This window comes from Gluconacetobacter asukensis (assembly GCF_014174375.1).
Taxonomy (GTDB): Bacteria; Pseudomonadota; Alphaproteobacteria; order Acetobacterales; family Acetobacteraceae; genus Gluconacetobacter; species Gluconacetobacter asukensis.
Genome location: NZ_JABEQE010000002.1, coordinates 69,675 through 91,299 on the forward strand (window position 1 = coordinate 69,675; position 21,625 = coordinate 91,299).

A 21,625-nucleotide genomic window follows, 5' to 3' on the forward strand; every position below is an offset into this window, starting at 1 on the left:
CGATCACCGGGAGCATGACCAGTCCTCGGCCGTTCAAACACATGCATGCGCGCGCGACGATCGGGCCTATACTCGCCCTTCCACGCCCCTCTCCGAAAGGCCCTTCGCCATGAGACCGCGTTGCCACCGGCACCTTGCCGGATGCCTCACCCTCGCCGCCCTGTGCCTGCCGCCGGTGCTGCCCTTGGCGCATGCCGCACCTGGACCTGCCGCACGAGGACCCGCCGCGCCGGCGCCGCATTCCGCCTATCCCGATGGAACCGGCGATTCGCTGGTCGACCGGCTGAACGCAGCCCAGTTGCCGCAGAGCTATCATGGGCCGCTCTATTATCAGGGCCAGCCCATTCCCCCGGCCCAGCCGCTGGATGTGCAGTCCCTGCCCCCGAACGTGCCGCAGATCGTACCCTCGCCGCCGCCCGGCGCCCGCGCGCCCGAGCCCTCAATGCGGCCGCCCGGCCTGACCGGCAGCACCCTGCCGCCGCCGGAGCCCCCCTGCGCCGGCGCCTGCTGAGGGGCGGGGCGCCATAATTCCGCTGTAATTCCAGACCAGACTGACTGTGTGACGTCGGTGCGTGATGCAAATGTTCCCGGCGTCACACCCCTGATCACAGCATCCCGTACAATCGCCACATCACGGGCGTATGGGAGAGGAAGATCAGCCCCAGCCCCGAGGCGAACAGCAGTTTCAGCCCCAGCGGGCCACCCGCCGACACCAGCGCATCCAGTGTCAGGACCTGCATGCACGGGTCGACCGGCCGTACCGGCCGCCCCCGTGCGTCGCACACTGCCGGCGCCGCGATCCGCGCCCGCCATTCCTGCCGCTGCCGCGCCTCTTCGGCCGCCGAAATCCGCGCCCGTCCGTAGAGCAGGGTCACATAACGATCCAGATCCTCGACCCGATACATCAGCGTCCGCCCGTTCCGCGCCGCCGGGCGCGGCCCCGCATGCAGCAGACCGAGCATACGCAGCCGCCGCGATGGAATGCCCAGATAGACGGCAGCATCGGCCACGGGCAACATGCGCCGCAGGGGAAAGACATGAACGGTCGCCGAACCGTCATTGGCGCCATCCGGAGGAGTGAGGCCGCTCATCCCCTCGACGATGTTGCCCCACGGCTCCGGCTGTCAATCATAACCTGCCCCGACAGCGGGACCGTTTCCGGATAACGCTTATGCCGGATTGCGGATCATAGTCCGTTAGCGGCAGATATGCCGTTCGCCATCCGCGCCGATATAGGTGCCCGTCAGCGGGTCGAAGCAGGCATTGGCCGTGCAGGCATTGCCCGATACCAGGGGGGCCGGATTCAACCGGGCCGCCATGCCCTGCGTCATATGCGCGGCGGCGCCGCAGAGCGGCGTGTCGAGCGGGGCGGAAGGGTCGTTCACCAATTGCGCCTCGTTGGCGGGCGGCGGCGCTTCCGCCGCCGTTCCGGGCGCGAACTGCAGGGGCGGGCGCCGCGCCGGCTTGGGGGCCACGGGCGCGGGGGGCTTGGCGCAGCCGGCCAGCAGCGCCATGACGCACAGCGCCGACAGGCCGGTGACCCGTGCGAAAGAAGACCGGGGACGTTCGTTCATGGCTCTGTCCTGTGCGCTCCGGCCGACCATCGGGCAAGCCATTCCCGTCCCATCCATCATCCGCCTTATCGCCATCATCTGCCCTATCGTTGGTACGGTCAAAGATCGAGCTGCCCCTGCGATGCGTCGGGCCGCAGGGCGCGGACCTCCGCCACGCCGTCGGCGAAGGTCAGTTCCAGCCGCCCGCCCGGCCGCACGTCGGCCGCACGGGTCACCGCCATGCCCGACGGATCGCGCACCAGCACATAGCCGCGTTCCAGCACCGCCATGGGCGAGAGCGATTCCAGCCGCCCCCCCAGCCCGTTCAGGTGGGCCCGCCGCTCGCGCACCATCGCCGCCAGCGGGGCGGCCGACAGGCGGGCCCGGTCGGTGCGCGCCCGACGGTCGCGCAGCGCCTGCCGCAGGCCCGACAGCAGATGGCTGGCCACGAGGTCCAGCCGGGCGCGGCCCGGGCCGGTCAGCAGCAGGGGCGAGGGCATCATGCGCCCGGTCGCCAGCAGGGCGGCGCGCCGCCGTTCGATCAACCCCGGCAGCGCGCGGTCCAGCCGCGCACCCCGATCGTCCACCCGCATCCGTGCCGTGCCCAGCAGCGACGGCAGATCGGGCATCCGCGCCGCCGTCCGGTCCAGCCGCAGCCGCGCCGTCTGCGTCAGGCGGGCCAGCCCGCTTGTCAGGCGCGCGGCGCGATGTGCCAGGTCGGCCACCAGTTCGGTCCGTGCCGGCACCGCCATCTCGGCCGCCGCCGTGGGGGTGGGCGCGCGCCGGTCGGAGACGAAATCGATCAGCGTGGTGTCGGTCTCATGCCCCACGGCCGAAATCAGCGGAATGCGGCAGGCATCCACCGCCCGCAGCACGGCTTCGTCGTTGAAGGCCATCAGATCTTCCAGCGACCCGCCGCCGCGCGCGACGATCAGCACATCGGGGCGCGGCACCGGCCCCCGCCCGTCGATCGCATCGAAGCCCGCGATGGCGGCGGCGATCTGCGCCGCGGCACCCTCGCCCTGCACGGCAACCGGCCAGACCAGCAGCCGGCGGGGAAAACGCCGAGCGACGGTGGTGCGGATATCATGCAGCACCGCCCCCTGCGCCGAGGTGACGATGCCGATCACACCGGGCAGGAACGGCAGCGCCCGCTTGCGCGCGGCGTCGAACAGCCCCTCTTCCGCCAGTTTCAGGCGCAGCCGCTCGATGCGCGCAAGCAGCGCGCCCTCGCCGGCATATTCCATCCGCTCGACGATCAACTGATAGGACGAGCGCTCGCCGTACGACGACACCTTGCCCGTCGCGATGATCTCCAGCCCGTTTTCCGGCACCAGCCCCAGCCGCGACACCGACCCGCGCCAGACCACACCCGAGATCTTCCCGCCTTCGTCCTTCAGCGAGAAATAAAGATGCCCGGACGGGTAGCGTTTGAATTCCGTGATCTCGCCGCGCACACGCACGCGGCCGAAATTGCCCTCCAGCGTGCGGCGGATCGCCCCCGAAATCTCGGAGACCGAATATTCGGGCACATTACCCGCCATGGGGCCCGGTCCGGCGCCGCCGGAAGTGCGAAGAGTTTCGTCCATCGGCACAGGGTATGATAGAGACGGCCTCCCCGGAAGGCCCGGGGCGTGCGAGGAACAGGGAAACGAATTGATGCGGGTGCTTCTGGTCGGATCTGGTGGACGGGAACATGCGATGGCGGCGGCGATCGCGCGCTCGCCCGCGCTTGAGGCCCTGTTCATTGCACCGGGCAATCCGGGCACGGCCGCGCTGGGCACCAATGTCGCCATTGCCGTCGACGACGTGCCCGCCCTGGTGGCCTTCGCCAGGGCCGAGCGGATCGACCTGGTGGTGCCGGGCCCCGAGGCCCCGCTGGTCGCGGGCCTGGCCGATGCCTGCATCGAGGCCGGCATCCCCTGCGCCGGTCCCAGCCGCGCCGCCGCCGAACTGGAAGGCAGCAAGAGCTTCACCAAGGAAGTCTGTGACGCCGCATCCATCCCCACCGCCCGGTGGGAACGGTTCGATGCCGCCGCCCCGGCGCTGGATTTCGTCCGCCGCCGTGGCGCGCCGATCGTGATCAAGGCCGACGGCCTGGCCGCCGGCAAGGGCGTGGTGGTGGCCATGACCGTCGCCGAGGCCGAGGACGCGATCCGGTCCATGATGGACGACGCCACCCTGGGCGCCGCCGGACAGTCGGTGGTGATCGAGGAATGCCTGATCGGCGACGAAGTGTCGCTGTTCGCCTTCTGCGCCGACGAAACCGCCGTGCTGATCGGCGCGGCGCAGGACCACAAGCGCATCGGCGAAGGCGATACCGGCCCCAATACCGGCGGCATGGGCGCGGTCTCGCCCCCCACCGGCTTCGACCGCGCACGGCAGGAAGCAGCGCTCGACCTGCTGGTCCGCCCGATGCTGGCCGAAATGGTCCGTCGCGGCACGCCCTTCCGCGGAATCATCTTCGCCGGCCTGATGCTGACGAACGAGGGCCCGAAGCTGATCGAATATAACGTCCGCTTCGGCGACCCCGAGGCCCAGGCCCTGCTGATCCGCCTGCAATCCGACCTGCTGCCCGCCCTGGCCTCCGTCGCCGCCGGCACGCTGGACGCGGCGGACATCCGCTTCTCCGACGACCACTCCATCAGCATCGTGCTGGCCGCGCGCGGCTACCCCGGCAAACCCGCTGCCGGCGGCGTGATCACCGGACTGGACCAGGCCGAAGCCCAGCCCGGCGTCCACGTCTTCCACGCCGGCACCAGGCGCGACGACCAGGGCCGGATCGTCGCAGCCGGCGGCCGCGTCCTGACCGTATGCGCCACCGGCACGACATTGGGCGAGGCCCGGTCCCGCGCCTATCACGCCATCCCGGCCATCCACTGGGACGACGCGGTGTGGCGGCGCGACATCGGCGACCGCGCCCTGCGCGCTGCCTCCACAAAGGACGCACCGTCAGACGCAGGCTGAGACCCATCGTCGCGCGGCAGTTTCCTCCAGGGCTCTGCCGCGCGGCCCCAGCCGGCAGGCAACCGGCGATAACGAAAAAAGAAAGAAATTGACGGAAGCGTTCGCATCCAGCAGCGAACGTGAAAATTCCTTACGATCCCCCACGAGAAACCGTTCGCGAAATCTCGAAGAATAATCCCGCCAATCAGAAATCTGCCCAGAGCATAGAATCTCTCGGCACCCATATCATCCGCTCCATGGATAAACGAAGACATATCCTTGCAGGCATTGTCGGCGACGCGACCTGTCAGAACAGGCAAGATTACAAAGATACGAACAGCGCCTGGCTTGTCGCTACCGTAAAACGGGACCACAGTGCCGGTTATCGACAGGCTGTCTCGCGGCAGCATAATTCCGACCGGAGATATTCCATGATCCCTCGTCGACCGCTTGCGGCGCTCCTTCCCGCAGTCATTCTCGCAACATTGGCGCCTGCGCACGCGGCGTCCCCATGGGCGCCGATCGATCCCGCGCGCATGTCGGCGGCGATCCGCACCCTCGCCTCCGATCAGTTCGAGGGCCGCGCCCCCGCAACCACGGGCGAGGCCAGGACGGTGGATTGGCTGATCGCACAATATCAGAAGATCGGGCTGGAGCCCGGGGGCGAGAATGGCGGCTGGACCCAGACCGTGCCGTTGTTGCGCACCAGGATCGGAACGCCGTCACGGCTCGACGTGACGGTCGGTGGAACAGCACTGCCGCTGGAACTGAAAAAGGACATCTATCTCTCCACCCTGTCGCCCGTCGAGCAGATCAAGGTGAACGGGGCCCCGCTGGTGTTCGTGGGATATGGCGTGCATGCGCCCGAACGCCAGTGGGACGATTACAAAGGCGTCGATCTCAAAGGCAAAGTCGCTGTTTTTCTGATCAATGATCCGGATTTCGATGCGAAGCCGGGAGAACCCGTCGCCGGACGTTTCGGCGGCCCGACCATGACCTATTACGGGCGCTGGACCTACAAATATGAAGAGGCGGCGCGACGTGGCGCCATCGCGGCCCTGATCGTGCATGACACGCCAGGCGCCTCCTATCCATGGACGACCGTGATCGCGCCGGGTGGCGAGGCGTTCGACATCGTGCGCGAGGGGGATGCCAGCAAGCCGGTGCCGCTCCAGGGCTGGCTGGAAGGCGACGCCGCCACACGCCTGTTCGCCCGCGCGGGGCTCGACCTCGCGGCGCTGCGCGTGAAGGCGCGCGACCCGGCGTTTCGACCGGTGACGCTTCCGGGTGCGACCCTGACGGCCGATGTACCGGTCGAGATGGCGCATCTTCAGAGCCACAATGTCATCGGCAAGTTGACCGGCGCGAAATATTCTGACGAGACGGTCATGTATGGCGCGCACTGGGACGCGTTCGGTGTCGGCACGAACACGCAGGGTCAGCCCGTTATCCGGCGCGGCGCCATCGACGACGGATCGGGCGTCGCCGCGGTTCTGGAAATTGCCCGTGCCTTCAAGGCTGGTTCGAAACCGGCCCGAACGGTCATGTTCGCGGCCTGGACCGCCGAGGAACGCGGCCTGCTCGGCTCAAGCTGGTATGTCGAACATCCGCTGGCGCCGCTTGCGAAAACGGCAGCCAATTTCACCATCGATGTGCTGCAGATGGCCGGACCGGCGCGCAACGCCTTCCTGATCGGTGCGGGGCAGAATACATTGCAGGACGACCTCGTGCCCGCAGCCCATGCGCAAGGCCGCATCGTGCAGCCCGAGGCCAGTCCCGAGCGCGGCGCCTTCTATCGCGCCGATCATCTGCCCTTCGCACGCGCGGGCGTGCCGGTCGTCGCCGTGATGGACATGACCGGCCCTTACGACCTGCTGTCGGGCGGCGTCCCGGCCGGCGAAGCGTGGTTGAAGGCCTATATGCAGTGCTATCATCAGGCGTGCGATGCCTGGAGCCGGGACTGGAACTTGCGGGGTGCGGCAGAGGATGCGGCGCTCGTCTATCGGATCGGGCATGACGTGGCCTTCTCGCACGCATGGCCACAATGGAAGGCGGGGTCCGAGTTCGCCGCCGTCCGCGCGGCCAGTGCCGCTGCCCGGACCGCCGAGTAAGGCCCATTGCGGTGGGAGGAATGCCGTGAGCCGGCGTCCCCCACCTGCGCCGTTCGCCGAGACGGGCATTGTATGCCGGGCCCGGTGGGGCTAAGCCCCGTTCATGAGCACCACCGCACCTGCCTGCCCGCAATGCACTCTGGAAGAGACGCATGTCGAGGGGGCGAACCATGTCTGCGACACCTGCGGCTATGAATGGCCGGCCGACATCGCCGAAGCCGGCCCCGCCGAAGAAACGGTGCGGGACGCCAATGGCGTGACGCTTGCCGATGGCGACACGGTGGTCGTGATCAAGGACCTGAAGGTGAAGGGCTCCTCGACGACGCTGAAGGTCGGCACCAAGATCAAGAATATCCGCCTGCGGGGCGGCGACCATGCGGTCGAGGCCGGCGGCTATATGCTGAAGGCCGAGTTCCTGCGCAAGGCCTAAGAGGCTGTTTTAAAAGCCCCGTTGGCGGCGGCCTGACGGCGGTTTCCTGCGCTTCGGTGCTCTCGGCCCATAAGGCCGCTCCGCTCCGATGCTCGAAAACCACCGCCAGACGCGCGGCTGGCGCCACGCTTCCACTCACCATCGGGGCTTTTAAAACAGCCTCCAAACGAATCGGGGTGCAGGGGTCCGCGACCCCTGCCGGGTTCGGGCAGAGCCCGACCCCTGCCCACCACACTCGGAAGACTGCGCCCAACAAAAACGCCCGGCCACCGAAATGGCCGGGCGCGATAGACAGTCATCCAGCATGCGATCAGATATGGATCGCGCGCTTTTCCACATCCAGCGCCGCTTCCTTGACCGCTTCGCTCAGCGTCGGATGCGCGTGGCAGGTGCGGGCGATATCTTCCGACGAAGCGCCGAATTCCATCGCCAGCGTGGCTTCGGCGATCATTTCGCCGGCGCCGGGGCCGATGATGTGCACGCCCAGCACCTTGTCGGTCGTGGCATCCGCCAGCACCTTCACGAAGCCGTCGGTCATGCCCATGGCGCGGGCGCGGCCGTTGGCGGTGAAGGGGAACTTGCCGGTCTTGTAGGTAACGCCGGAATCCTTCAGCTCTTCCTCGGTGCGGCCGACGGTCGCGACCTCGGGCCAGGTGTAGACGACGCCGGGGATGGCATCGTAATTCACATGACCCGCCTGGCCGGCCAGGATCTCGGCGATGGCAACACCTTCATCCTCGGCCTTGTGCGCCAGCATCGGGCCGGCGATGACATCGCCGATCGCGTAGACGCCCGGCACGCTGGTCGCATAATGGGCATCGGTCACGACACGGCCGCGCTTGTCCAGCGCCACGCCGGCCTCTTCCAGGCCCATGCCCTTGCTGGCGGCGGTGCGGCCGATCGACAGCAGGACGATGTCGGCTTCCAGCATCTCGGCGGTACCACCGGCGGCCGGCTCGACGGACAGCGTCACGCCCTTGCCGGTCTTCTCGGCCTTGGTGACCTTGTGGCCCAGCTTGAACTGCAGACCCTGCCTGGTCAGGATACGCTGGAACTGCTTGGCGATCTCGCCATCCGTGCCCGGCACCAGACGGTCGAGATATTCGACCACCGTGACCTCGGCGCCCAGACGGTGCCACACGCTGCCCAGTTCCAGCCCGATCACGCCGCCGCCGATGACGACCAGCTTTTTCGGCACGGCCGACAGTTCCAGCGCGCCGGTCGAGGTAACGATGACCTTCTCGTCGACTTCGACACCCGGCAGGCCGGCGCTGTCGCTGCCGCTGGCAATCACGATATGCTTCGCCGTTACCGGCTTGCCGTCGACCGTGATGCGGCCGGTGCCTTCCAGCTTGCCGAAGCCCTTCAGCCAGGTGACCTTGTTCTTCTTGAACAGGAACTCGACGCCCTTGACGTTGGCATCGACCACTTCGGCCTTGCGCGCCATCATCCGCTTCAGATCCAGCTTGACGCTGTCGATCAGGATGCCATGGCCCGCGTAATCATGGCCGGCGGCATGGAAGTTTTCGGACGATTGCAGCAGCGCCTTGGAGGGAATGCAGCCGACATTCAGGCAGGTGCCGCCCAGGGTCGCGCGCTTCTCGACGCAGGCGACCTTGAAGCCGAGCTGGGCCGCACGGATGGCGCAGACATAACCGCCGGGGCCGGCGCCGATGACGATGACGTCGTAATCGGTCTCGGCCGGGGGGGCGACCGCCGGGGCGGCGGGGGCCGGAGCAGGTGCTGCCTTGGCTTCGGCAGGCTTCGCCGCCGGAGCGGGCTTGGCGGCGGCAGGCTTCGTCGGCGCGGCGCCCGCGCCTTCCTCGACGGTCGTCAGCACGGCGCCGACCGCGACTTCGTCGCCCTCGGCCACGGCGTGCGCACCCAGACGGCCGGCCGCGGGGGCGGCGACCTCGACGCTGACCTTGTCCGTCTCCAGTTCCACCACCGGTTCGTCGGCGGCGACGCTGTCACCCGGCTGCTTCAGCCACTTGCCGATCGTGGCCGTCGTCACGCTCTCGCCGAGAGTCGGCACCTTGATTTCAATGGTCATATTCTTGTCCTGCGTTCGCTGCGTCGGAATGAATCGGCGGACCGGGCCGAGAACCCGGTCCGCCCCGGCGCATCAGACCTCGAGCAGCAGACGGCGCGGGTCTTCCACGTTCTGCTTCACGCGCACCAGGAAGCTGACGGCTTCCTTGCCGTCGACGATGCGGTGATCGTAGGTCAGGGCGATATACATCATCGGCCGGATCACGACCTGGCCGTTCAGGGCGATCGGCCGATCCTGGATGGCATGCATGCCCAGGATGGCCGACTGCGGCGCGTTGATGATCGGCGTCGACATCAGCGAACCGTAGATGCCGCCATTGGTGATCGAGAACGTGCCGCCCGACAGTTCGTCCAGCTTCAGCGACCCGTCACGCGCGCGCTTGCCGAAACCGGCGATCGCGCTCTCGATCCCGGCGAAGCCGAGCTTCTCCGCATCGCGGATCACCGGCACGACCAGCCCGTTGGGGCCGCCGACCGCGATGCCGAGATTGACGAACTCGCGATAGATGATGTCGTCGCCGTCGATTTCGGCGTTGACCGCCGGGAATTCCTTCAGCGCCGCCATCACCGCCTTCGCGAAGATCGACATGAAGCCCAGCTTGGTGCCGCCATGCTTCTTCTCGAAGACGTCACGATATTCGGCACGCAGTTCCTTCGCCGCCGTCATGTCCACCTCGTTGAAGGTGGTCAGCAGGGCGGCGGTGTTCTGGGCGTCCTTCAGGCGGCGGGCGATGGTCCGGCGCAGGCGGGTCATCTTCACCCGTTCCTCGCGCGGGTCGTCGGTGCGCGGCGTGGCGGGGGCGGCGACGGCCTTGGCCACCGGCGGCTGCGCCAGGAACGACAGCACGTCACCCTTCGTCACCCGTCCGTCCTTGCCCGTGCCGGTGCCGATCTCGGCGGTCGAGATGCCCTTCTCGGCCATGATCTTCTGCGCCGACGGCATCGGGGCATGGGCCGCACCCTGGGCCGCGACATCGGAAGGCGGGGTGGCGGGACGCGCGACCGGGCCGGCCGCGACCGGCTGGGCCTGGACGCCGGCGGGGGCCTTGGCGGGCGCCGCCGCCTTGGGGGCGCCGCTGCCGGCCTCGACCGACGCCAGGATGGCCCCGACCTCGACCTCGGCGCCTTCGGCGACCAGCTGCGGACCCAGCACGCCGGCTTCCGGCGCCGCGACCTCGACGCTGACCTTGTCGGTCTCCAGCTCCACCACCGGCTCGTCGGCGGCGACGCTGTCACCCGGATTCTTCAGCCACTTGGCAATGGTGGCGGTCGTCACGCTCTCGCCCAGCGTCGGAACCTTGATCTCGGCAGACATCTTTCTTTCCATTCCCTCTGCCGGTCAGATCCGCGTGCTGGACCGGGGCACGATCGTCCGCGCCCCCCACCCGTCGTCTGCCGGCTTGTGCATTCTCAACATAACCAGACTGAAGCCGGCGCGGGAATACCGCGCCGGCCGACCTTCGACGTCCCGGCCCGCCGGCCGGGACGCAACCTCAGGCCACGCCCAGCGCGCTGGCGACCAGGGCCGCCTGTTCGCTGGCATGGATTCGGGCCAGACCCGTGGCCGGGCTGGCGGCCGCGACGCGGCCGACATAGGTCGGACGCCCGCCCTTGCGGCCTGCCTTGGTCATCACGCCCTCGATCAGGCGGTCGACGAAGGTCCATCCCCCCATGTTCTCCGGCTCTTCCTGGCACCAGATCACCTGGGCCTTGGGATACAGCGCCAGCTGTTCGGCCAGCAGCTTTTCCGGGAAGGGATAGAACTGTTCCAGCCGCAGGATCGCGACCTTGTCCAGCGCGCGCTCGCGCCGTTCGGCCAGCAGGTCGTAATAGACCTTGCCCGAGCAGATCACGACCCGCTCCACCTTGTCGGCCGACGCGATCGGATCGATCTCGCCGATCACCGGACGGAAGGTGGTGCCCGACGCGAACTCCTCGAGGTTGGACACCGCGAGACGATGACGCAGCAGCGATTTCGGCGTCATGATGACCAGCGGCTTGCGATAGCCCAGCTTGAGCTGGCGGCGCAGGGCGTGGAAATAGTTCGCCGGCGTGGTGATGTTGCACACCCGCATGTTGTTCTCGGCGCAGAGCTGGAGGTAACGCTCCAGACGGGCCGAGGAATGTTCCGGACCCTGGCCTTCGTAGCCATGCGGCAGCAGCAGCACCAGACCCGACATGCGCAGCCACTTGGTCTCGCCCGAGGCGATGAACTGGTCGATGATGACCTGCGCACCGTTGGCGAAATCGCCGAACTGGCCTTCCCACAGCACCAGCGCGTTCGGATCGGCCAGCGAGTAGCCATATTCGAAGCCCAGCACGCCGAATTCGGACAGCAGCGAATTAAAGACCTCGAACACGCCCTGCGCGGGGTCGATATTGTTCAGCGGCGCATAGGTGTTCTGGTTGACCTGGTCGGTCAGCACCGCGTGGCGCTGGCTGAACGTGCCGCGCTGGCAGTCTTCGCCCGACAGGCGGACGCGATGCTTCTCCAGCAGCAGCGAACCGAAGCCCAGGGCCTCGCCCGTGGCCCAGTCGATGCCTTCGCCGGTCTGGAACATCGTGGCCTTGGCCTTGAGCTGGCGCACGATCTTCGAGTTGACGTTGAAATCGGCCGGCGCGGTGCTGATCGCGGCACCGATCTTGCGCAGCGTCTCGACCGGGATACCGGTCGCGGGTTCGGGGTCCACCGCGCCGACCGGCGGCGGCTTCAGGCCGGTCCAGGCCCCTTCCAGCCAGTCGGCCTTGTTGGGCTTGTAGGTCTGCGCGGCCTGATAGGCCTCTTCCAGACGGTTCTGGAACGCATCCCACTGCCCGGTGGCCTCGGCCTCGGTCACCACGCCTTCGCGCACCAGACGGTCGGCATACAGCGTGCGGATCGTCGGGCGGGCGGCGATGGCCTTGTACATCGTCGGCTGGGTGAAGGACGGCTCGTCGGATTCGTTATGGCCGTGGCGGCGATAGCCGACGATGTCCAGCACGATGTCGGTAGCGAATTTCTGGCGGAAATCGGCCGCCAGACGCGCGCAATAGATCACGGCCTCGGGCTCGTCGCCATTGACGTGCAGGATCGGCGCCTGCACCGCCTTGGCGACGTCGGTGCAATAGAGGCCGGAGAACGCATGCGCCGATACGGTGGTGAAGCCGATCTGGTTGTTCACCACGATATGGACCGTGCCGCCGGTGCGATAGCCGATCAGCTGCGACATCGCCATGGTCTCGTAGACCAGGCCCTGGCCGGCGAAGGCGGCATCGCCGTGCATCAGCACCGCCATGTGGCGGCTGCGCGTGTGCGGGTCGTCATCGTCCTGGGCGGCGCGCACCTTGCCGATCACCACCGGATCGACGGCTTCCAGATGCGACGGGTTGGGTTGCAGCGAGATGTGGACGGAACTGCCGTCGATATCCACGTCGGTCGAAGTGCCGAGATGGTATTTGACGTCGCCCGAGCCCTGCACGTCGTCCGGTTTGAAAGAGGCGCCGGCGAATTCGCTGAAGATGGCCGTGTAGGGCTTGCGCACCACATTGACCAGCGTGTTCAGGCGGCCGCGATGCGGCATGCCGATCGCAACCGTGCGCACACCGTCCTTGGCCACCTGGTCGATCAGCGCATGCAGCGCCGGAATGGTGACGTCCTCGCCCTCCAGTCCGAAACGCTTGGTGCCGACATAGCGCTTCTGGCAGAACGCCTCGAAGCCCTCGGCCTCCGTCAGGTGCTCCAGGATGACCTTCTTCTGCTCGGCCGAGGCCCCGGCGCGCCAGTTGTCGCCTTCCAGCCGCTGCTGCAGCCAGTTGCGCTGCTCGGGGTCCTGGACATGCATGTATTCCGAGCCGATCGGCCCGCAATAGACGGCACGCAGCGCGTCCAGCACCTGGTTGATCGTCGCCGACTGCGTCTGCGGGCCGATCAGGTTGGCGACGATCTTGCCCAGATAGATCGGACGGTCGAAATCCTGCGGGCCGAACCCGTAGGTCGCGGGGTCCAGATCGGCATGGGGCTTGGGCACCTGCAGGCCCAGCGGGTCCAGCCGTGCTTCCAGGTGGCCGCGCACGCGATAGGCGCGGATCAGCTGCGTCGCGCGCAGGCTGTCGTCGGCCGCCGCATTCAGGCTGGCCGTCGAAACGGGCGCGGCCTTCGCCGGGGCCGCCACAACGTCGCCGCCATCGATGCTGGACGGGCGCGGCGCCCACGAGGCACCTTCCGCGTCATGCAAAATCGCAGCGCCTTCCTCGTCCATCGCCGAGAACAGCGATGCGAAAGAAGGATCGACGCTGCCGGGGTCCGACGCCCAGCGAGCATACAGGTCGGCCAGATAGGCCGTGTTGGCTCCGCTGAACGCGGTCGACAGGATATCTACGCCCGCCATCTTGAAGACATCTCCTCATTCATGGCCTGATCGGCCACGTCATTATCCGGACCCGGATCATCTGCGCCGATCACGGCGAAAAGACGATCCTCACCCTTTATCGTCCCAACCCTAGCGCCACCTTTGGCCATCCGCCGCCATCTTTCGCCACGGGCAGGATTGCTTCGCACGCATACTCACCTTTCCGTTTCCACCTGCTCACGCAACGGTGTCACGAAACCGGCATCAGGCGCACGGCACACCGAACAGCGACGGAACCGGCAGATGACCCGAAGGGCCGTCCATACCCAAGCAAAGAGCGAACCACTTGCCTACCGCCGCGCCGCTCACACCACCGCCATATGCGTCACGATACCGTGACAGCAGGGAACGCCCGCCCCCGAGCCCAAACCGCCCCGGCCGCCGCCTGCGCACCCGGCGCGCACGCCCCCGGAACGCACCGGCCGGGCCAGGCGCCGCCGCGTTGGAAATGCTGAAAAGAAAGGCAGACCCTGCATGGATTTTGGCTGGGCCTGCCGGGCATGATCAGGACAGATGCGGCAGGTCCAGATAGGCGGCACTCTGCATCTCCTCGAGCCGCGAGGCCGTCCGCTCGAAAGCCTGCGCGCCCTCGCCCTTCTGGTAGATCGCATCCGGCTGGTCCTCGGCCGAGGCGAACAGCTTCACCTTCTGTTCGTACAGCGTATCGACCAGAACGATGAAACGGCGGGCAACATCGAAATTATCGGGTCCCAGACGGGGAATATCGTCAAGCACCAGAGCCGGGAAGCGCGTGGCCAGGGCCAGGTAGTCGCCCGCGCCCAGCGCCCGCCCGCACAGGTCGGGGAAGATAAAGCGCGCCACCGGGCCGGCCGCGACCGTTACCGCGAGCTTGCGGCCCATCACCTCCAGCGTCACGGGTCGGATCGGCGCGCCATCGGCCAGGCGCATGAAGAGCGAATCCAGCTCCTGCGTCGCATCCGGGCCGGGCGGCACGATCCAGGTCGTCATGCCGCGCATGCCGCCGCGACGATAATCGCGCGGCGAGTCCAGGACCACCGTATCGACCTCGCGCTGGATGATCGCGATGAAAGGCCGGAAGGCATCTGCCCCCGGCCGGTTCTGGAACAGATCCTGCGGTTCGGTGTTCGAGGTCGCGACCACGACCACGCCGTCGGCAAACAGATATTCGAACAGCCGCCCCAGCACCATCGCGTCGGCGATATCGTTCACCTGGAATTCATCGAAACAGAGCAGCCAGGCTTCCTGCGCGATGGCGCGGGCCAGCGGCGGAATCGGATCGGTCAGCTCCGGGTTCCGACGCTTCATGTCGTGCAGCCGCTTGTGAACATCCTGCATGAAGCGGTGGAAATGCACCCGCATCTTGTGTTCGACCGGCGCCAGTTCGAAGAACAGGTCCATCAGCATGGTCTTGCCGCGCCCGACCTGCCCGACCATGTAGACCCCGCGCGGACGCGGCGCCTCCGCCGCGCCGCCATTCAGGCCCAGCCGGGCCTTCAGTCCGCCCAGCAGCCCCTTCGGCGGCGGGCGCCGCACCACGGGGTGATAACCGGGCAGTTCGCGCCACAGCCGGTCCAGCCGGGCAGCCGCCTTGGCCTGCTCGGGGTCGCGGGACAGCAGTCCGGCGGCGACCCGTGCCTCGTACGCAGCCAGGGGCCCCGAGCCAGAGGGCAGATTCAGATCGGATGCGAAGGCTGTCAGCGCGGATTCCATGATCTATCGCCGATAGCGCCGGCAACGCCTCTCAGCAAGAGCATCCACTCGCCAAACCGTGTCGTGACAGGCCTGCTCTCCATCTGGTGAACTCCATCGCGGTCCATGACCACACATCAAGGATGTTTCGCGATGATCGACTGGTCCGCCTACCGCCATTTCCTCGGCCGGGCCGTGCCCGCCTTCGCCGCCCTCTCGCCGGGAACGGTCGAAGGGCTTACGACGCTGGACAATGCCCCCAAGACCACCAACCGGCTGGACGCCAAGACACGCGAACTGATCGCGCTGGCCGTCGCCGTCACCACACGCTGCGACGGATGCATCGCCGTCCATTCCAAGGCCGCCGTGCAGGCCGGCGCGACGAAAGAGGATATCGCCGAGGCCCTGGGCGTCGCCGTGGCGCTGAACGCCGGCGCGGCCGCGGTCTATTCCACCCGGGCGCTGGACGCGGCCGAAAAGGCTGCCGGCGCGGCCTGACGCCCGCGCGGCGGGGCGCGCCGTTCCGCCCCACCTTGATTTCCCGCCGGCTCCGGCACTAGGAATCGGGATGTGGTCTTCCTCATCCCGATCCCGCGCAGGTTCCATGACCGTCACCACGCCCATCCGTCCCGATTACGCCGCCCTGGAAGCCGCCCGTGTTTCCGACATACCGTTTGCCCATGTCGTGGTCCGGAATTTCATCCGGCCGGACGACCTGGCGGCGCTGGTGGCCTCGCTGCCCGACCTGTCGTCGGGCGGGTCGTTCCCACCCTCGGCGCTCACCCTGTCGCCGCTGGCGCAGGGCCTGATCGCGGAGCTGGAAGGGCCCGTGCTGCGCCAGGCGATCGCCCGCAAATTCGCCCTGGACCTGGACGACGCGCCGACCATGCTGACCCTGCGTGGCCGCACACGGGCCAAGGACGGGCGCATCCATTGTGATTCCGTGGCCAAGCGCGTGACGGTGCTGCTGTATCTCAACCCGGCCAGCGAGGCCTGGGCCCGGCAGGAGGGCTGCCTGCGCCTGCTGCGCGGCCCGGACGATGTCGAAGACTACGCGGCCGAGATCCCGCCCGTCGACGGCACGCTGCTGATCTTCCCCAACGGCCCGACGACCTGGCACGGCCACCGGCAATATGTCGGCCGGCGCTACACGATCCAGCTCAACTATATGGAAAACGACGCCAAGGCCCGGAACGAACTGCGCCGCCACCGCCTGTCGGCCCTGGCAAAGCGCCTGTCGCCCGCCGCCTGATCCGCGCCGCCCGATCCGCGCCGGGCCTCGGCCCTGATTCTGACATGATCTGCGCCGATCATCCTGACATGAAACAGGATTCGGCCCACCATGGCCGAACTGACTTTAGATTATAGGAGTCCCGTCATGCGGGTCCGCACACTCCCTCTTCTGATCGCCGGCATCCTGCTGGCCGGTGCCACGCCGATCGCAGCCTCGGCGCCTGCCCTGGCGGAGCACTGGGATCGTGGCCGCCACGACCATGGCTGGCACGGTCACGGGCCGGACCGTGGCTGGAACCGGGGCGGCGGTCCCGGCTGGCGCGGCGATGACCGGGGCTATCGTCGTGGCCCCGGCGTCGGTGCCGCCATCGGTGCCGGTGTCGCCGGCCTGGCGGTGGGCGCGCTGATCGGCGGGGCGCTGGCCTCGCAGGCCGCGCCACCGCCGGCCGCCTATTATCCGCCTCAGCCGGAACCGCCGCCGCCTCCGCCGGCTTATTATCCGCAGGCGTCCTATGGCGCGCCGCCTTACTGAACCCGCCCGCCTGACACGCCCGGCCCGTTCAGCCCCATGATTTCCCGGAGACCTCCGTCCATGACCGTCCGCCGGTTACCCCTCATCGCCGCCCTTGCCCTGCTGACCACGCCCGCGCTGGCGGCGCCCGACACCACGGCCCCGACCGCCACCGCCGCCCCGGGCTCGGCCGTTCCCGTCCACACGCCGCACGATCCCTCGCCGGACCAGCTCGAAGCCCATATCGCAACGCTGCATCAGCAACTGGGCATCACCCCGGCGCAGGACAGCGCGTGGAATGCCTTCGCGCAGGTGATGCGCGACAATGCGGCACGCTTCCATGACACGATCGAGCAGCGCCGCGCCAAGCTGGCGACCCTGAGCGCGCCCGACAACATGCAATCCTATGCCGACCTGATCACCCAGCGCGCGCAGGACCTGCAGTCGCTGAACATGGCGTTCCGCACGCTCTATAACGGACTGAGCGACGCACAGAAGAAAACCGCCGACACCCTGTTCCGTCAGTCGGACAACCACCCGAAACAGGCTGCCGCGCACTAAGCGTTCAGGGCTCTGCCCTGAAACCCGCCAAAGGGCATTGCCCTTTGGAAACCATTCGATATCAACGCATTGGGATGCAGGGGGCCGCGACCCCTGTCGGGTTCGGGCAGAGCCCGTCTCTTTATGTGCCGTTCAGCGGGTACCAGGCCCGCCCGTCGCGGGCCAGCAGCGCGTCGGCACCGGCCGGGCCGGTGGCCCCGGCATCGTAGAATTCCAGCCCCTCGGCCGCGTGCCCCCAGGATTGCAGCACCGGATCGACCGCCGTCCAGGCCGCGTCGATATTGTCGGCCCGCTGGAACAGCGTGGCATCGCCGGTCAGGCAATCATACAGCAGCGTTTCGTACCCCACATTGGGTTGCAGGTCGAACGCGTCTTCATAACGGAATTTGACCTGCACCCCGGCCAGGTCCATCGCCGGGCCCGGATGTTTGGCGGCCATCTCGATCGTCAGGCCCTGGGCCGGCTGCACGTTCAGGATCATGCGGTTGGGCGGCAGGCTGTCGGTGGCCGTGCCGCGAAAGATCGCCACCGGCGGCTTCTTGAACTGCACCACCACCTCGGTCCGCCGCCCGCCCAGCGATTTGCCCGTCCGCAGGTAGAAGGGCACGCCCGACCAGCGCCAGTTATCGACACACAGCTTCAGCGCCACATAGGTCTCCGTCACGCTGTCGGGGGCGACACCGGGCGCCGCGCGATAGGCGACGACCGGCTTTCCCTCCACGGTGCCGGCGCGGTACTGGCCGCGCACCGCGTCCTGGGGCCGAACCGGGCGCACGGACTCGAACAATTGCTCCTTCGCCGTGCGCACCGTCTCGGCCGAGAACGAGGCCGGCGGCTCCATCGCCACCATGGCGAAGAGCTGGAACAGATGGTTCGGCACCATGTCGCGCAACGCACCCGTCGGCTCGTAGAAGGCCCCGCGCTGCTCCACGCCGATGGTCTCGGCCGCCGTGATCTGCACATGGTCGATATATTCGTTCCGCCAGAGCGGCTCGAAGATCAGATTGCCGAACCGCATGGCCAGGATGTTCTGAACCGTCTCCTTGCCCAGGAAATGATCGATCCGGTAGATCTGCTGCTCGTCCAGCACGCTCAGGACCTGCCGGTTCAGCGCCCGCGCGGTCGCCAGGTCGGAGCCGAACGGCTTCTCGATCACCACGCGGCGGAAGGTCCCCTCCTGCTGGGCGACCAGCCCCGCCTGCCCCAGCATCTCGACCAGCGGGCCGAAGAAGCGCGACGGCACCGCCAGGTAGAAGACGGCATTGCCCTTCACCCGCTGCGCCAGCGCCCGCATCTGCTCCAGATCCGCAAAATCGGCCTGCACATAATCCAGCCGGTCGGCAACCCAGTTCCAGGCATCCTGGTCGATGGTGGGCGTATAGAACTCGCCGTCCGGGTCCTTCGTAAAGTCCTGCATCGTGGCGGCCAGCCCGTCCCGCCAGTCGGCGGCGGTGCCCGCCACGCGATCGACGCCCAGCACGCGGAAATCGGCATCCAGCAACTCGCTGCCGGCCAGATTGTACAGTGCCGGGATCAGCAGCCGCTTGGTCAGGTCGCCGCGCGCACCGAAAATGACCAGCGTGCAGGCCGGCGCCGGCCGGCTGCCCGATGGCGGAATGGCGTGTGCGCTGCGCGCCGGCGACGAAATATCGCGAAAGAACGACATGACGGGACATCCCCCTGGACAGGCCGCCACCGCATGGACCGGCGGCGGCAACGGACGCATTGCGCCGGATCGACCTGCGCCATCTGACACCCGCATGGTCATCGTGACAACGCGCGGCGGCGCCATCCGGGCACACAAGCGTGAGACCCGGGGCGTCCCCGAGGCCCGGAATGGGGAAAAACCGCGCCTGACGGCGGCTCTCGCTTGCGTCAGGCCCGGTCAGGCACTACCTCTCAGCGTCTCCGTTCCGGAGTTTCCAACAGGCCCCCCGGATAGGCCGGGGGCACAGATCAGGGATTGTGTTCGATGGGATACCGCGTCGCGGTCGTAGGCGCCACGGGAGCCGTGGGGCGTGAGATGCTCAAAACGCTGGCCGAACGCGCGTTCCCGATTACCGAGATTGCCGCCCTGGCTTCGGCCCGTTCGGTCGGGCAGGAGATCTCGTTCGGCGAGAAGAAGGTGCTGAAGGTCCAGAACCTCGAGACCTTCGATTTCACCGGCTGGGACATCGCCCTGTTCTCGCCCGGCGCCTCGGTCTCGGCCGTGCATGCGCCGCGCGCGGCCAAGGCGGGCTGCATCGTCATCGACAACACGTCGCATTTCCGCATGGAACCCGACGTGCCGCTGGTGGTGCCCGAGGTGAACCCCGACGCGCTGAAGAAGGCCAAGCGCGGCATCATCGCCAACCCGAACTGCTCGACCATCCAGATGGTGGTGGCGCTCAAGCCGCTGCACGACCTGTTCACCATCCGCCGCGTCGTGGTCTCGACCTACCAGGCGGTGGCCGGCGCGGGCAAGGAAGGCATGGACGAGCTGTTCATCCAGTCGCGCGGCAGCTTCGTCGGCGATCCGGCCAGCCCCGAGCAGTTCACCAAGCAGATCGCCTTCAACTGCATTCCCCATATCGACCGCTTCATGGATGACGGCGCGACCAAGGAGGAATGGAAGATGGCGGTCGAGACCCGCAAAATCCTCGACCCTGATATCTCTGTTTTCGCTACCTGTGTCCGCGTGCCGGTCTTCATCGGTCATTCCGAGTCCGTGGTGGTGGAATGCGAGGAGAAGGTGGATCTGGAGCGCGCCCGCGCCGTCCTGCGCGACGCGCCGGGGGTCATCCTGCACGACAAGCCGGAGGATGGCGGCTATGTCACGCCGATCGAATGTGTTGGCGAGGACGCGACTTACGTGTCGCGGCTGCGGATCGACCCCACCGTCCCCAACGGGCTGGCCTTCTGGTGCGTCGCGGACAATCTGCGCAAGGGGGCTGCGCTGAACGCAGTGCAGATCGCCGAGACCATGATCGCGCTGGACCTGATTCACCCGCGCACCCGCTGACCCCAAATGCCGCGAAACCGGAACGGTTCGACTCCGTTCCGGTTTCCGCGAACCGGACCCCGACAAGGCGTCTCGCGACCTCGTGTTCCCCCCTGCGTTGACCGCGCCCTTTCCCCGGCGTAGGACCGAACAGGCACAAGGCGACGGAACAAACCGGAGCCATAATCAGGGAAATCGACGAGACGACCATGCAGGATGTCCGTGATGCGCTCTATATAGGGCACCGAAGCGACGGAACACTGACCCGGCGACCCATGTCCCCGCATCTCCAGGTCTATCGCTTCCGCCTCTCCATGTTTCTTTCGATTGCGAACCGGGCAGCCGGCGTTGCGGCGGCGGCTGGGTCCGTGCTCGGCGTCTGCTGGCTGAACGCCGCGTCGAAAGGGCCAGAATCCTTCAAGAAGGTTCAGAAGGTCACCCGCAATCCTCTGGGCAAGCTCGCCCTGGCGGGGTGGACGCTGGCGCTGGTCTATCATTTCGTCGCGGGGCTGCGGCATCTCGCATGGGATGCCGGCTACCGCTTCGAAAAGAAGGAGATCAACGAGGACGGTCCGGTGGCCGTGGGTGTGACGGTGGGCGCCACGCTGGTGCTGCTGGCCAGCATCTTCGGCGTCGCCGCCTGTCGTTCCAGAAAGAAGAAGAAGGCATCCTGACATGAACGCGTCCCATACGCCGCGCATTGATGTCATGCGCTCCCAGCTGGGTCGGGCCCGTGGCCTCGGCTCGGCCAAGACCGGTGTCGACCATTGGTGGCTGGAACGGATGTCCGCCGTGGCGCTGGTTCCCCTCTCGGGCTGGTTCGTGCTGCAGGTCCTGCGCCTGGCCGGCGCCGAGCAGCAGGACGTCGTGGAATGGGGCGGCAAGCCCGCCAATGCCTCGATGCTGCTGGCCCTGATGGTCCTGACCTTCTACCACATGCAGCTGGGCCTGCAGGTCATCATCGATGACTATGTGCATGGCAAGGCGCACCTGCCGGCCAGCCTGTTGCTGAAGGGCGCGGCCCTTCTGATCGGGCTGTTCGCGGTGATCGCCGTCCTGAAGCTGGCGCTGGCTCCGTCGACCAAGGCGGGTGCCTGATCGGGCACCCCCGGGCGGTGTCCGGGGGGCCGCGAAGCAAGTGACACAGAGGACAGTTCCGGCCCCGGAGCAGCCGCCTAAGGCGCCCATC

At 67.5% G+C, this 21,625-nt stretch carries 19 protein-coding genes; 11 read left to right on the forward strand and 8 right to left on the reverse strand.

Annotated elements, in window-relative coordinates:
* Positions 1-109: 109 nt before the first annotated feature.
* Positions 110-511 (forward strand): hypothetical protein, encoded by a 402-nt coding sequence (locus HLH35_RS02685; protein ID WP_246384796.1) that lies wholly within the window; start codon positions 110-112, stop codon positions 509-511.
* 94 nt (positions 512-605) lie between these two features.
* Here the strand turns inward: HLH35_RS02685 and HLH35_RS02690 are convergent, their stop codons facing one another.
* The 3 genes from HLH35_RS02690 to xseA form a co-directional block, all read right to left on the reverse strand.
* Entirely contained in the window at positions 606-1,091 is a 486-nt protein-coding gene (locus tag HLH35_RS02690; protein ID WP_182977674.1) for a helix-turn-helix domain-containing protein, read from the reverse strand.
* A gap of 105 nt (positions 1,092-1,196) precedes the next feature.
* Entirely contained in the window at positions 1,197-1,574 is a 378-nt protein-coding gene (locus HLH35_RS02695) for a BA14K family protein (protein WP_182977675.1), read from the reverse strand.
* Positions 1,575-1,672: 98 nt separating this feature from the next.
* Positions 1,673-3,142 (reverse strand): exodeoxyribonuclease VII large subunit, encoded by a 1,470-nt coding sequence (gene xseA / locus HLH35_RS02700; RefSeq protein ID WP_182977676.1) that lies wholly within the window; start codon positions 3,140-3,142, stop codon positions 1,673-1,675.
* Positions 3,143-3,212: 70 nt separating this feature from the next.
* Between xseA and purD the strand changes: the two genes are divergently transcribed.
* From purD to HLH35_RS02715, 3 genes are all read left to right on the forward strand, one after another.
* Positions 3,213-4,520 carry a phosphoribosylamine--glycine ligase gene (gene purD, locus HLH35_RS02705; RefSeq protein WP_182977677.1) on the forward strand — a complete coding sequence of 436 codons (1,308 nt, stop codon included), beginning with the start codon at positions 3,213-3,215 and terminating at the stop codon, positions 4,518-4,520.
* A 410-nt stretch (positions 4,521-4,930) separates the two neighbouring features.
* Positions 4,931-6,610 (forward strand): M28 family metallopeptidase, encoded by a 1,680-nt coding sequence (locus HLH35_RS02710; RefSeq protein ID WP_182977678.1) that lies wholly within the window; start codon positions 4,931-4,933, stop codon positions 6,608-6,610.
* A gap of 103 nt (positions 6,611-6,713) precedes the next feature.
* Entirely contained in the window at positions 6,714-7,040 is a 327-nt protein-coding gene (locus HLH35_RS02715) for a zinc ribbon domain-containing protein YjdM (protein ID WP_182977679.1), read from the forward strand.
* Between the two features lie 310 nt (positions 7,041-7,350).
* Here HLH35_RS02715 and lpdA read toward each other — a convergent pair whose 3' ends face one another.
* The 4 genes from lpdA to zapE form a co-directional block, all read right to left on the reverse strand.
* Positions 7,351-9,093 carry a dihydrolipoyl dehydrogenase gene (gene lpdA / locus HLH35_RS02720; RefSeq protein WP_182977680.1) on the reverse strand — a complete coding sequence of 581 codons (1,743 nt, stop codon included), beginning with the start codon at positions 9,091-9,093 and terminating at the stop codon, positions 7,351-7,353.
* A gap of 72 nt (positions 9,094-9,165) precedes the next feature.
* On the reverse strand, positions 9,166-10,407 hold the full coding sequence (gene odhB / locus HLH35_RS02725) for a 2-oxoglutarate dehydrogenase complex dihydrolipoyllysine-residue succinyltransferase (RefSeq protein ID WP_182977681.1): 1,242 nt from the start codon (positions 10,405-10,407) through the stop codon (positions 9,166-9,168).
* A 178-nt stretch (positions 10,408-10,585) separates the two neighbouring features.
* Positions 10,586-13,459, reverse strand: a complete 2,874-nt coding sequence (locus tag HLH35_RS02730; RefSeq protein ID WP_182977682.1) for a 2-oxoglutarate dehydrogenase E1 component — start codon at positions 13,457-13,459, stop codon at positions 10,586-10,588.
* Positions 13,460-13,984: 525 nt separating this feature from the next.
* A complete protein-coding gene (gene zapE, locus HLH35_RS02735) occupies positions 13,985-15,172 on the reverse strand; it encodes a cell division protein ZapE (RefSeq protein WP_182977683.1) in 1,188 nt (395 codons plus the stop codon).
* Between the two features lie 132 nt (positions 15,173-15,304).
* Between zapE and HLH35_RS02740 the strand changes: the two genes are divergently transcribed.
* From HLH35_RS02740 to HLH35_RS02755, 4 genes are all read left to right on the forward strand, one after another.
* Positions 15,305-15,649, forward strand: a complete 345-nt coding sequence (locus HLH35_RS02740; protein WP_182977684.1) for a carboxymuconolactone decarboxylase family protein — start codon at positions 15,305-15,307, stop codon at positions 15,647-15,649.
* A 106-nt stretch (positions 15,650-15,755) separates the two neighbouring features.
* The gene (locus tag HLH35_RS02745) at positions 15,756-16,403 is read left to right on the forward strand and encodes a 2OG-Fe(II) oxygenase family protein (RefSeq protein ID WP_182977685.1); all 648 of its coding nucleotides are present in this window, start codon (positions 15,756-15,758) and stop codon (positions 16,401-16,403) included.
* Between the two features lie 126 nt (positions 16,404-16,529).
* Entirely contained in the window at positions 16,530-16,916 is a 387-nt protein-coding gene (locus tag HLH35_RS02750) for a hypothetical protein (protein WP_182977686.1), read from the forward strand.
* Positions 16,917-16,976: 60 nt separating this feature from the next.
* On the forward strand, positions 16,977-17,456 hold the full coding sequence (locus HLH35_RS02755; RefSeq protein WP_182977687.1) for a Spy/CpxP family protein refolding chaperone: 480 nt from the start codon (positions 16,977-16,979) through the stop codon (positions 17,454-17,456).
* A 121-nt stretch (positions 17,457-17,577) separates the two neighbouring features.
* On the opposite strand, the gene zwf is transcribed toward HLH35_RS02755, so the two are convergent.
* Complete coding sequence (zwf, locus tag HLH35_RS02760; RefSeq protein ID WP_182977688.1) at positions 17,578-19,122, reverse strand: glucose-6-phosphate dehydrogenase; 1,545 nt, start codon at positions 19,120-19,122, stop codon at positions 17,578-17,580.
* Positions 19,123-19,428: 306 nt separating this feature from the next.
* Here zwf and HLH35_RS02765 point away from each other — a divergent pair, with 306 nt between their 5' ends.
* From HLH35_RS02765 to sdhD, 3 genes are all read left to right on the forward strand, one after another.
* Positions 19,429-20,457 carry an aspartate-semialdehyde dehydrogenase gene (locus tag HLH35_RS02765; protein WP_182977689.1) on the forward strand — a complete coding sequence of 343 codons (1,029 nt, stop codon included), beginning with the start codon at positions 19,429-19,431 and terminating at the stop codon, positions 20,455-20,457.
* Positions 20,458-20,645: 188 nt separating this feature from the next.
* The gene (gene sdhC / locus HLH35_RS02770; protein WP_182977690.1) at positions 20,646-21,110 is read left to right on the forward strand and encodes a succinate dehydrogenase, cytochrome b556 subunit; all 465 of its coding nucleotides are present in this window, start codon (positions 20,646-20,648) and stop codon (positions 21,108-21,110) included.
* Between the two features lies 1 nt (position 21,111).
* Complete coding sequence (sdhD, locus tag HLH35_RS02775) at positions 21,112-21,534, forward strand: succinate dehydrogenase, hydrophobic membrane anchor protein (RefSeq protein ID WP_182977691.1); 423 nt, start codon at positions 21,112-21,114, stop codon at positions 21,532-21,534.
* Positions 21,535-21,625 lie beyond the last annotated feature (91 nt).

Bases quoted from the DNA above. Each gene is read 5' to 3' on its own strand.
- lpdA (WP_182977680.1), bottom strand. From the start codon at position 9,093: ATGACCATTGAAATCAAGGTGCCGACTCTCGGCGAGAGCGTGACGACG.
- purD (WP_182977677.1), top strand. From the start codon at position 3,213: ATGCGGGTGCTTCTGGTCGGATCTGGTGGACGGGAACATGCGATGGCG.
- HLH35_RS02745 (WP_182977685.1), top strand. From the start codon at position 15,756: ATGACCGTCACCACGCCCATCCGTCCCGATTACGCCGCCCTGGAAGCC.
- sdhC (WP_182977690.1), top strand. From the start codon at position 20,646: ATGCAGGATGTCCGTGATGCGCTCTATATAGGGCACCGAAGCGACGGA.
- HLH35_RS02730 (WP_182977682.1), bottom strand. From the start codon at position 13,459: ATGGCGGGCGTAGATATCCTGTCGACCGCGTTCAGCGGAGCCAACACG.
- HLH35_RS02755 (WP_182977687.1), top strand. From the start codon at position 16,977: ATGACCGTCCGCCGGTTACCCCTCATCGCCGCCCTTGCCCTGCTGACC.
- HLH35_RS02685 (WP_246384796.1), top strand. From the start codon at position 110: ATGAGACCGCGTTGCCACCGGCACCTTGCCGGATGCCTCACCCTCGCC.
- HLH35_RS02695 (WP_182977675.1), bottom strand. From the start codon at position 1,574: ATGAACGAACGTCCCCGGTCTTCTTTCGCACGGGTCACCGGCCTGTCG.
- xseA (WP_182977676.1), bottom strand. From the start codon at position 3,142: ATGGACGAAACTCTTCGCACTTCCGGCGGCGCCGGACCGGGCCCCATG.
- HLH35_RS02740 (WP_182977684.1), top strand. From the start codon at position 15,305: ATGATCGACTGGTCCGCCTACCGCCATTTCCTCGGCCGGGCCGTGCCC.
- zapE (WP_182977683.1), bottom strand. From the start codon at position 15,172: ATGGAATCCGCGCTGACAGCCTTCGCATCCGATCTGAATCTGCCCTCT.
- HLH35_RS02715 (WP_182977679.1), top strand. From the start codon at position 6,714: ATGAGCACCACCGCACCTGCCTGCCCGCAATGCACTCTGGAAGAGACG.
- HLH35_RS02750 (WP_182977686.1), top strand. From the start codon at position 16,530: ATGCGGGTCCGCACACTCCCTCTTCTGATCGCCGGCATCCTGCTGGCC.
- HLH35_RS02765 (WP_182977689.1), top strand. From the start codon at position 19,429: ATGGGATACCGCGTCGCGGTCGTAGGCGCCACGGGAGCCGTGGGGCGT.
- zwf (WP_182977688.1), bottom strand. From the start codon at position 19,122: ATGTCGTTCTTTCGCGATATTTCGTCGCCGGCGCGCAGCGCACACGCC.
- HLH35_RS02710 (WP_182977678.1), top strand. From the start codon at position 4,931: ATGATCCCTCGTCGACCGCTTGCGGCGCTCCTTCCCGCAGTCATTCTC.
- odhB (WP_182977681.1), bottom strand. From the start codon at position 10,407: ATGTCTGCCGAGATCAAGGTTCCGACGCTGGGCGAGAGCGTGACGACC.
- HLH35_RS02690 (WP_182977674.1), bottom strand. From the start codon at position 1,091: ATGAGCGGCCTCACTCCTCCGGATGGCGCCAATGACGGTTCGGCGACC.
- sdhD (WP_182977691.1), top strand. From the start codon at position 21,112: ATGAACGCGTCCCATACGCCGCGCATTGATGTCATGCGCTCCCAGCTG.